This window comes from Parapedobacter composti (genome assembly GCF_900112315.1).
In the GTDB taxonomy this organism is placed as follows: Bacteria; Bacteroidota; Bacteroidia; order Sphingobacteriales; family Sphingobacteriaceae; genus Parapedobacter; species Parapedobacter composti.
This window is the reverse complement of sequence record NZ_FOLL01000036.1, coordinates 1-10,824: the sequence shown is the minus strand read 5'-3', so window position 1 is coordinate 10,824 and position 10,824 is coordinate 1. Positions and strand designations below refer to the sequence as shown.

Here is a 10,824-nt window from a genome sequence, read left to right as displayed (position 1 = left end):
TAATAAAATCCGCAATACAGAAAACCAAGTCAATACATTGATTAACAATTCTCTACAAAACACAATTAACAGAGAGAGTTGCGTGTATTTACTAGATGTGACGCAATCCGCTACGCTCCTTGCGTCACATCGTGCCGGCGGCTTTCACCGCCTGATGCACTCAGTCGCTGCGCGGACTTCGTACATCAAGCGGTTTTGCAAAATTCCGGTCCTAGAGCTGCGCTCTGACCGAAACTTCGCAAAGCCGCCGGCACGTTACCAGCAAGCGTAAAACGACACGACACAGCAGACAGACACGAACTTAAACGAGAAAAAAGTAAACCATTTTGACAGGTGACCAAAGACATAGAAACGATATAACAAACGGACAACGAGTAAGCCGACACTCATTGCCGACCCTTCTGAGTTTTATTTTTTTTCCCACCGCACAAAATATTTTGAAATTCTGCCAGCCCGCATTGGCACATTTGGTTTTGCCCCTACCCGCAAGCCGATACACAGGCAAAACCAAAAGAGCCAATTTTGCCAACGCACAAAAGACCGAGTTCAACAACGAAAACAAGGTTTATTTTGCGTATTTTAACCGACTAAAAACTGTAAATATTTAAGTAAAAGTGAATCAAGACCCGGAACAAATAGCAAGAGATAACATTGACAAGCAATTGATTGCTTGCGGCTGGGTTATTCAGGACAAAGACAAAATAAACCTGAATGCTGCTCTCGGTGTGGTTGTTCGCTACTATTTGACACAGGACGGAAAAGAAACAGATTACGTTTTATTCATTGATAAAAAGCCAGTTGGAGTAATTGAAGCAAAACGAGAAGAAGAAGGACACCGACTGACAACTGTTGAAGAACAATCAAATGAATATGCTAACAGCAAACTAAAATATCTGAATAACGACCCATTGCCTTTCGTGTATGAAAGCACAGGTGATGTAACAAGATTCACGGACTTCCGAGACCCAAAGCCACGTTCAAGACCAGTTTTTACTTTTCACAGACCTGAAACTTTCAGGACTTGGCTGAAGACTGAAAAATCACTTCGGGCAAGTTTGTTGGACATTCCTGTTTTGCAAACCGAAGGTTTGAGAGATTGCCAAATAAACGCAATCACAAAACTGGAAAGCTCGTTCAAAGAATTTAAGCCAAAGGCTTTAATTCAAATGGCAACGGGTTCAGGCAAAACCTTTACTGCGATTTCCTTCATTTACCGTTTGTTGAAATTCACAGAAGCAAAACGCATTTTGTTTTTGGTTGACACCAAAAACCTTGGAGAACAGGCAGAACAAGAGTTCATGTCGTTTCTGCCAAATGACGATAACCGAAAATTTACTGAATTGTATGGAGTGCATCGCTTGAAATCAAGCTATGTGCCTACCGACAATCATGTTTATATCAGTACCATTCAAAGACTTTATTCTATTCTGAAAGGAACGGAATTAGAAGAAGCAGCCGAAGAAGAAAATCCAAATGAACGCTGGCAACCAAAAGAACCTATGCCAGTTGTTTACAATGAAAAATTGCCGATTGAATTTTTCGATTTCATTGTAATTGATGAATGCCACCGCAGTATTTACAATTTGTGGATGCAAGTGATTCAATACTATGATGCTTTTCAAATTGGTTTAACGGCAACACCCGACAACAGAACCTTTGGTTATTTCAATCAGAATATTGTGAGTGAATACACCCACGAACAAGCCATTGCAGACGGAGTAAATGTTGGCTTTGATGTTTTTCTGATTGAAACACAAATCACGCAACAAGGTGGAACAATTTGGAAAGGCGAATATGTAGAACGCAGAGAAAAGCTATCAAGGAAAAAGCGTTGGGAACTGCAAGACGAAAACGAAAACTACACAGCCAATCAACTTGACAAGGAAATTGTAAATCCCAATCAAATCAGGCTAATCATCAAAACTTTTAAAGAGCATTTACCTGAAATATTTCCCGACCGCTTAACGGACAAAGGAGAATTTGAGATTCCGAAAACTTTAATCTTCGCCAAAACAGATTCACATGCTGACGACATCATCAACATTGTGAGAGAAGAATTTGGAGAAGGAAATAGCTTTTGCAAAAAGATTACTTACCGAAACAAAGACGAAGACCCTAAGTCTGTTTTGGCTCAGTTTCGAAACGACTATTTCCCAAGAATAGCAGTAACGGTTGACATGATTGCCACTGGAACAGATGTAAAACCTTTGGAATGTCTGCTTTTTATGCGAGATGTAAGAAGTAGAAACTACTTTGAACAAATGAAAGGCAGGGGAACGAGAATCATTACCCTTGACGATTTAAGAAAAGTAACACCCACAGCCAAATACACCAAAGACCACTTTGTAATTGTGGATGCCGTTGGCGTAACCAAAAGCATAAAAAGTGATAGCCGACCATTAGAGAAAAAGCCAGGCGTTCCGCTTAAAGATTTATTAGGTGCAATTGCCGTTGGAAACCGTGATGAAGAATTGTTTTCTTCATTGGCAAACCGCTTAACAAGATTAGAAAAGCAAGTTACAGAGCAGGAAAAACAACAATTCAGCGAAAAGGCAGAAGGCAAAACCCTAAAGCAAGTAGTAAACGAATTGTTGCAGGCATATAATCCTGATGTGTTGGACGATTTGAAAGCCAAAGTTGAAACTGAAATGGCGGGAGAATCTCCAATGGCAAAAGAAGAAGCATTCAACAAATTGCATGACGAACTGAAAGATAAAGCAGCAAATGTTTTTCATAGTAGCGACTTGCGTGAGTATATAGACAATGTTCGCAGGGCACACGAACAAACCATAGACATAACAAACCCTGATACTTTACTGAATAAGGGCTGGGCAACCGACAGCAAAGAGAAAGCAGAAAACCTTGTTGCAGATTTTAAAACATGGATTGCTCAACATCAGGACGAAATCACAGCTTTACAAATATTTTACACTCAACCCTATCGCAGACGTGAACTGAATTACAAAATGATTCAGGAAGTATTGGAGAAATTGAAGTTAGAAAGACCTTTACTTGCACCTATGCAAGTTTGGCGTGCTTATGAGCAATTGGAAAAAGCTACAGGAAGCCCAAAATCTGAATTGATTGCATTGGTTTCATTGCTCCGCAGAATTTCGGGAGTTGATTCCACATTGATAGATTATTCAAACAAAGTGGATTTGAATTTCCGTGACTGGATTTTGAAAAAGAATGCAGGACAACACAACCGATTTACCGAAGAACAAATGCAATGGTTGAGAATGATTAAAGACCATATTGCCACAAGCATACATTTAGATGCTGACGATTTGGACTACACGCCTTTTGATGCAGAAGGTGGCAAAGGCAAAATGTGGCAATTGTTTGGAGAGCAGATGGATGAAATTATTAACGAACTAAACGAAGCACTGGCAGCATAAAATGGCTAAAGACATTAACAAAAAAGCATTTGATGATGCAACAAAACTAAAGCTTGAAATATTCAGAGAATGTTTCAAAGAGTGGCTTCCCGTGTTCATTCATAGCCCTTTTGTTGAGAAGGTCTTTATTTATGACTTCTTTGCTGGAAGCGGAATTGATTCAGAAAATAATCATGGAAGCCCGCTAATTCTATTGGATGAAGCAAAAGGCGAAGACCAAATGTTTTGCAGCAAAGTTCCAAAAGGCAGAGTGGTTTTTGGATATAATGAAAAGATTGAAAGCAAAAGAACATTATTAGAAACGAATGTTACAAACCATTTAACTGAGTGCTTATCAAATTGCGGACGAAGTGAATGTGTTTACAATGTGGGTTATGGAAGTTTCGATTTCAAAGAAGTATTTGAAAGACCAACAGTCTCCACAATTCTAAATAATCCAAAATATGGAAAGTTCATCTTACTTGACCAATACGGATTTAAGGAAGTAGATAATGATGTTTTTAAAAAGCTAACAGAATCTCCAAGAACGGACTTCATATTCTTTATTTCTTCATCATTCATCAGACGTTTCAAGGAACACCCTTATATTCTAAAGTATTTTGAAACCAACAGAATCAACTTTGATGAGAGCAAACCCAAAGAGTGTCATAAATATGTTGCAAATTATTTCCGAACGCTGATTCCAAAGAACACCGAGTTTTACCTGCATCAATTTACAATCAAAAAGGGTTCAAACTATTACGGTTTAATCTTCGGCACTGGGCATACGTTAGGAATGGAAAAGTTTTTAAAAGTATGTTGGGATAAAGATAAACTATCAGGAGAATCTAATTTCAGTATGTATAATGACTACCAACCCAATACCCTCTTTTATACAGAAACAAATACAGTTCGAATTAATGACTACAAAGACCAGCTAAAAAAGGCTATTCTAACAAGAAAAATCAGTAATAATTTGGACGGCATGAAACACGCTTTACTCAATGGAGTTCCAACAAGGGCTTATATTGAAGTCATTGAAGAAATAAAAGACAAGATTGAAATAGTTGGAAAGTTCAATAAGAAAATTACAAATATTCATCGCTTAAAGGAAAGTGATATTTACCAAATTAAAACCAAATAATCATGGCACAATCAAGCATAGAATGGACAGAAATGACTTGGAATCCAGTTACGGGTTGCGATAAAATTTCAGCAGGCTGTAAGTTTTGCTATGCAGAAGTTATGGCAAAGCGTTTGAAGGCAATGGGTGTAGAAAAATATCAGAATGAATTTAAACTTACTATACATGAAGACGAATTAGCTACTCCTTACACTTGGAAAAAATCAAAAGTTGTTTTTGTGAATTCAATGAGTGATTTATTTCACAAAGATGTTCCAATTGAATTTATTCAAAAGGTTTTCAGGGTGATGAAAGAAAATCCACAACACGTTTTTCAAGTATTAACCAAAAGAGCTGATGTAATGCTATACTACGATAAAGAAGGTTGGCTTGACTGGTCGCATAACATTTGGATGGGTGTTTCTGTAGAAAATGAGAAAGCCATGAAACGCATTGACCTATTAAGACAGTCCAATGCAAGAACTAAATTTTTAAGTTGTGAACCATTGATTGGTCCATTACCAAAACTCAATTTAAAAAACATTGATTGGGTTATTGTTGGTGGTGAAAGCGGAAGAAAACCAAGACCCATGAAAAAAGAATGGGTTTTAGATATAAAGCAACAATGCGAAAAAAAGGATGTTGCTTTCTTCTTCAAGCAATGGGGCGGCACAAACAAAAAGAAAACAGGCAACTTGCTTGACGGAAAAAAATATTTAGAAATGCCCGAATTCGAGCAAGAAGAATTGTAGAATGATTGAATTAGAGACAATACCAAAAGGCTGGACGATTGCCAAGTTTGAAGATTTGTTGGATTATATCCAGCCGACTAACTATATCGTAACGTCAACTGAATACAAAGATAATTACCCAACACCAGTATTGACCGCAGGTAAATCATTTATAAAAGGTTACACCAACGAAACAGACGGCATTTTCACCAAATTGCCTACGATAATTTTTGATGACTTTACAACTGCAACACAGTTTGTGAATTTTCCTTTCAAGGTAAAATCATCAGCAATGAAGATTTTACAACCTACTTGTGATTTAGTGAATATCAAGTTGGCATATTATTACATGCAAACCATTCACCTAAAAGGCGAAACACACAAGCGGTTTTGGATTTCTGAATATTCACAAATGCCAGTTCCAATTGCCCCACTTAACGAGCAAAAAAGAATAATTGCCAAACTCGAACAATTACTCACCGACCTTGATAAAGGCATTGAGTATTTAGAAACAACCAAACAACAATTAAAAGTTTATCGAGAGTCTGTTTTGAAATGGGCATTTGAAGGGAAGTTGACGAATAAAGATGTTAAAGATGGAGAGTTGCCAAAAGGTTGGACAAAAACTACTCTTGGAGAAATAGTTAGAAAAGTAAGTATTAAAGCACTTCCAACAGAAATGCCTGAATCAAAATTTATTGGAATGGATTGTATTGAATCAAATGCACTGAAACCATTTATGACTTATCAATTCAACCAATTCAAGAGTGCAGGAAATTCATTCAAGGTTAATCACGTTTTGTATGGCAGAATGAGACCTTACCTAAATAAAGTCTATAAAGCTGAATTTGATGGAGTATGTTCAGGTGAATTTATAATAATGGAATGTTTAAACGACTTTAACCCTGAACTATTAAAATACATTTTGCATCAACGTGATTTTGTAAGATTTGCTAATCAAAAAACGTCAGGCGATAGACCCAGAGTGTCATTTGAAGAATTAGCAGAATATCCCATTTTTAAATGTTCCCCAGTTGAACAAAATTTAATCGTTCAGGAAATCGAATCTCGCCTTTCCGTTTGTGATAAGATTGAAGAAACCATAGAAAGCAGTTTGCAACAGGCAGAAGCCTTGCGTTTGAGCATCATTAAAAAAGCATTTGAAGGGAAACTCGTTCCGCAAGACTCCAATGATGAACCTGCTGAGAAGTTGTTGGAGAGAATAAGAGCAGCAAAAGGAAACGGGAAGCCTGAGAAGAAGGAGAAAGTAGCAAAGAGTGAAAAATCATCAAAATTAAAACATGCAACTATCTGACCTTTTAAAAATATTGAAACAATATGTAAACAGTCTGCTAGACAGAGAAGGCTGGAGTATTGCGTTTGAACTAAAAGAAGAAAAGGAAAATAAAATTGTTCTGAATGTAAAAGACCGCTTCACTGAACTTGCTAAAGAGAAATTGAATCTTAGTTCAACGACATTCAATATCCCCTCATTCATTGAAATCTTTGAACAGCAAACTGACATTTCAAGACAAATTGAGAAAGAAGAACTTCTAAAAAATATTGACCCGTATACTGTTTACACCTACAAGCAAAAATTATTGAAAGACCTAAATGATATTTTCGTTCAAAATAGACAACTAAGTGAGATTTATAAAATTGCTCAAGAAAACAATTACTCATACATAGACTCTTTCAGTGTAAAGAATTTCTTTTCAATAGAAAGCATTGAATTCAGAGAAATAAAAGGAGCAAAAGAAGTGTATTTACTTGGTGAAAACGGTGACGGAAAATCATTAGTTCTAATGGCTCTTCATCTCGCCTTTAACGGTAGAGAAATCGACAAAAACACAAATTTTGAATATACCGGTAAAATCAAAGAGATAATAAAGGCAAATAGCTCAGCACGTCTTAATTCAAGAGACACAGACGGCACTAGGTATGGCGGGGAAAAGATTGTTCATTTAAAAAACTTCTATGCATTTGGCGTTCATCGTGGTAGATATAGTAGCGATAAGTATGAACAATACGGTTTTATGTCTTTGTATGATGCTGACTTACAATTATACAGCCCAGAAAGATTGATGAACCAGACCTTTTTGCTTGAAATGGAAAAGCGTTTGGATTCGCAAAACATGATAGGTGAAGAAAAGGACTTGCCAAACTGGATTCCATTAAAAACAATTCAAAATTTATTTCAGGAACTTTTGGAAAGTAATGTTGAAATTGATGTTTCAGCAAAAGGAGTAAAATTCAAAGAAAAAGGTTTTGAACTTTCTTTCAGCCAACTTTCAGAAGGTTATAAAAACATCATGGTTTGGGTCTCAGATTTGATTTATAGGTTTCAGCAATCACAACCAAAAATTAGCAGACTTGAAGATTTCAAAGGGGTTGTTTTACTAGATGAAATAGAATTACATCTTCATCCAATCTGGCAAAGAAGAATAATTGGTCAGTTGAGAACATTCTTTCCAAATATCCAATTTGTATTTACAACGCATAGTCCAACAATCATTCAGGGAGCATCAGAAGAAGCAGTTATATATAGAATTTATAGGAATCCTAAAACTGGAAAGACCAGTTCAAGTGAAGCGTATTTCAAGAAGAATCTTGACCACATGATGCTCAATTCTCTTGCTACCTCTCCATTATTTGGCTTGGAAGATGCAAGAATTTCAAGTAAAACTGAATCAGTTGATACAAGTGATAGCTTCTTACAAAGTAGAATTGCAAAAAAGATTGAAGAAGAATTGCAAAAACAGAAAGACCAAGGCAAAGTATTCATTAGCGACAAAGAAGTTGATGACTTAATTGAAAATATCCTTAAAGAAGAACTTAAGAAGAAATGATAAAGATTAACAAAAATCTATCAATGAATCAAACACCTCCATCTTTGAGACCGCCAAGGAAGGTTAATTTCCATCCTGGAAATGTTTCAAGGACTGCACAAACTACTAATAAAAGAAGATTTGAATTGATAGCAAATGGTGCCTTCATTGACACAAATGTTTATAATTCCAGATATAAGACTCGTGACATTAAAAGGCAATTAATTTCTCTTTATAAAAATAAATGTGCTTACTGTGAACAGAAGGTTGAATCATTTCATGTAGAGCATTACAGACCAAAACAGACATATTACTGGCTTGCATATTCATGGGATAACTTGATAAGTGCCTGTGCATATTGCAATGAATATAAAAGCACAAACTTTCAAATAACACCACCGCAATCCACACTAACAGTAAGTAATACTAATCTTAGAAATATAAACACATTAAGCAATGGATATGATGTTCACGAAAATCCTGAATTAATTAATCCAGAAGTGACTAATCCTTATGGAAGAATTGCCTTCCATGATGATGGAAACATAACATCTGCTGATGCTAAGTTCACTTACACAATTAATACTTGTCGTATAGACCGAACCTATTTAAAGGATAGAAGAAAAAAAATAATTGATGATTTGCGAAGAGACCTCAAGTCTGCCTTTGTAGACAATCCAACACCAGCAGAACAAACCGTAGCAATTAAAACAATTGTTACAAAGTTTATGGCAGATTTGAAAGATGTTGAAAATGAATTTTTAGCCTTTAGACGATATGTCATTGACCATTGGTTACCAAATGAAATTAAGAATGCAAAAAATTAAATAATGAGCAACGAAAATACATCGGCAATAGTAAGTAAGGTTTGGAGTTTTTGTAATCCGTTAAGAGATATTGGCGTGGGTTATGGTGACTACCTAGAACAACTTACCTATTTGCTGTTTTTGAAAATGGCTGATGAATTCAGCAAACCACCCTACAACAGAAAGCTGCCAATCCCAACAGAACATAATTGGGAAAGCTTGACTTCAAGACGTGGAGATGAACTGGAACAACATTATTCCAAAACGCTGAATGTGCTTTCAAGACAGAAAGGTGTTTTAGGACAAATCTTTGTTCAAAGTCAGAACAAGATTAAAGAACCTGCCATGCTTTACAAAATCATTGACATGATTGATAAAGAGCAGTGGGCAACACTTGGAGCAGACATAAAGGGAACCATTTACGAAGGACTTTTAGAGAAGAACGCAGAAGATACCAAAAGCGGTGCAGGTCAATATTTTACGCCAAGAGCATTGATTCGTGCAATGGTGGAATGTGTGCAACCTGAACCCATGAAAACCATTGCTGACCCTGCTTGTGGAACTGGTGGTTTCTTTTTGGCGGCTTATGACTTTATTGCAAAACAGAAATTAGATAAAACGCAAAAACACTTTTTAAAACACAAAACATTTTTCGGAAATGAAATTGTGCCAAACACAAGAAGAATGTGTTTGATGAATTTGTTTTTACACAATATCGGAGATTTTGAAAGTGAGAACTTCATCTCTCCTGCTGATGCTTTGATTTCGGACAGTGGTTTGCGAGTTGATTATGTTTTAGCCAATCCGCCATTCGGGAGAAAAAGCAGCATGACAGCTACCAACGAAGAAGGAGAACAGGAAACAGACGAACTCACTTACAACCGACAAGACTTTTGGGAAACATCGAGTAACAAGCAATTAAACTTTGTTCAGCACATCAGAACAATGTTGAAATCCACTGGACAGGCAGCAGTTGTTTTGCCCGACAATGTTTTATTTGAAGGTGGTGCAGGTGAAACAGTCCGCAAAAAATTAATGGAAACAACCGACTTGCATACAATTCTACGTTTGCCGACAGGTATTTTTTACAGACAAGGTGTTAAAGCAAATGTGCTTTTCTTCGACAACAAACCTGCATCAAAACAACCTTGGACAAAGGACATTTGGATATACGATTTCAGAACCAACATTCATTTTACACTGAAAAAGAATCCGCTAAAACTTGAAGACCTCAGAGACTTCATCAATTGCTACAATCCCGACAACAGACACAAACGAAAAGAAACTTATAACGCAGACACAAATCCAGAAGGACGTTGGAGAAAGTTCACTTATGATGAAATCATCAACCGTGACAAGACATCGCTTGACATTACTTGGATAAAAGACAAATCACTTGCCGACCTTGACAACTTGCCCGACCCAGACGTTTTAGCAGGAGAAATAATTGAAAACCTTGAAGCAGGACTGGAAAGTTTCAGAGAAATAATGATTACAATAAATGGAAAGGACTAAAAGCCATCGCACAGGTGTAAGCACATTTGCAAGCCCCACAAGCCCAAGCACAGACCAAAGCTTGCAAAAGAGCTTCCACCTTTCCACCCCAAAAGAATTTCAAAATATTTTTTCCAACGCTTCAAAAAAAATAAAACACCCTACACACAAGCCGACACGACAATGACAGTAAAACTCAACAAAGACAATGGTTTACAGACACGGTGGACAAGAACGCCAGCTGGTAACAGCGTGTTGCCTCAATTGGCGGTGACGTGCAAAATTGAAGCTGAGTGCTCCTGTAATCTTCCCTTAGCTAGCTACATTCAAAACTAAAGAATTCCAATCAGAATTGCTATTGCTATCCTGTTGGAATGTGGGAAACTCGGAGAGTTTTCCATATTTCAACAGGAACTCTGTCGGTGTCAACTGCCCCAGCGATGAATGTGGCCTTTCGTTATTGTA

8 protein-coding genes are annotated in these 10,824 nt (G+C 36.9%); all 8 read left to right on the top strand.

Annotated elements, in window-relative coordinates:
- On the top strand, window positions 1-271 hold a 271-nt coding region (locus BM030_RS20100), incomplete at its 5' end, for a hypothetical protein (RefSeq protein WP_211657670.1).
- A gap of 343 nt (window positions 272-614) precedes the next feature.
- Entirely contained in the window at window positions 615-3,398 is a 2,784-nt protein-coding gene (locus tag BM030_RS19185; RefSeq protein ID WP_090975223.1) for a type I restriction endonuclease subunit R, read from the top strand.
- A gap of 1 nt (window position 3,399) precedes the next feature.
- On the top strand, window positions 3,400-4,521 hold the full coding sequence (gene tcmP / locus BM030_RS19180; protein ID WP_090975222.1) for a three-Cys-motif partner protein TcmP: 1,122 nt from the start codon (window positions 3,400-3,402) through the stop codon (window positions 4,519-4,521).
- A gap of 2 nt (window positions 4,522-4,523) precedes the next feature.
- On the top strand, window positions 4,524-5,252 hold the full coding sequence (locus tag BM030_RS19175; RefSeq protein ID WP_090975221.1) for a DUF5131 family protein: 729 nt from the start codon (window positions 4,524-4,526) through the stop codon (window positions 5,250-5,252).
- A gap of 1 nt (window position 5,253) precedes the next feature.
- Window positions 5,254-6,546, top strand: coding sequence for a restriction endonuclease subunit S (locus BM030_RS20095; RefSeq protein ID WP_211657669.1), 1,293 nt, complete (start codon window positions 5,254-5,256; stop codon window positions 6,544-6,546).
- Window positions 6,533-8,080 (top strand): AAA family ATPase, encoded by a 1,548-nt coding sequence (locus BM030_RS19165; RefSeq protein WP_090975220.1) that lies wholly within the window; start codon window positions 6,533-6,535, stop codon window positions 8,078-8,080. Before BM030_RS20095 ends, BM030_RS19165 begins: the two co-directional genes overlap by 14 nt.
- Window positions 8,077-8,886 carry an HNH endonuclease gene (locus tag BM030_RS19160; protein WP_090975219.1) on the top strand — a complete coding sequence of 270 codons (810 nt, stop codon included), beginning with the start codon at window positions 8,077-8,079 and terminating at the stop codon, window positions 8,884-8,886. The genes BM030_RS19165 and BM030_RS19160 overlap by 4 nt, the downstream gene beginning before the upstream one ends.
- Window positions 8,887-8,889: 3 nt before the next feature.
- Entirely contained in the window at window positions 8,890-10,380 is a 1,491-nt protein-coding gene (locus BM030_RS19155; protein WP_090975218.1) for a class I SAM-dependent DNA methyltransferase, read from the top strand.
- Window positions 10,381-10,824: the final 444 nt, after the last annotated feature.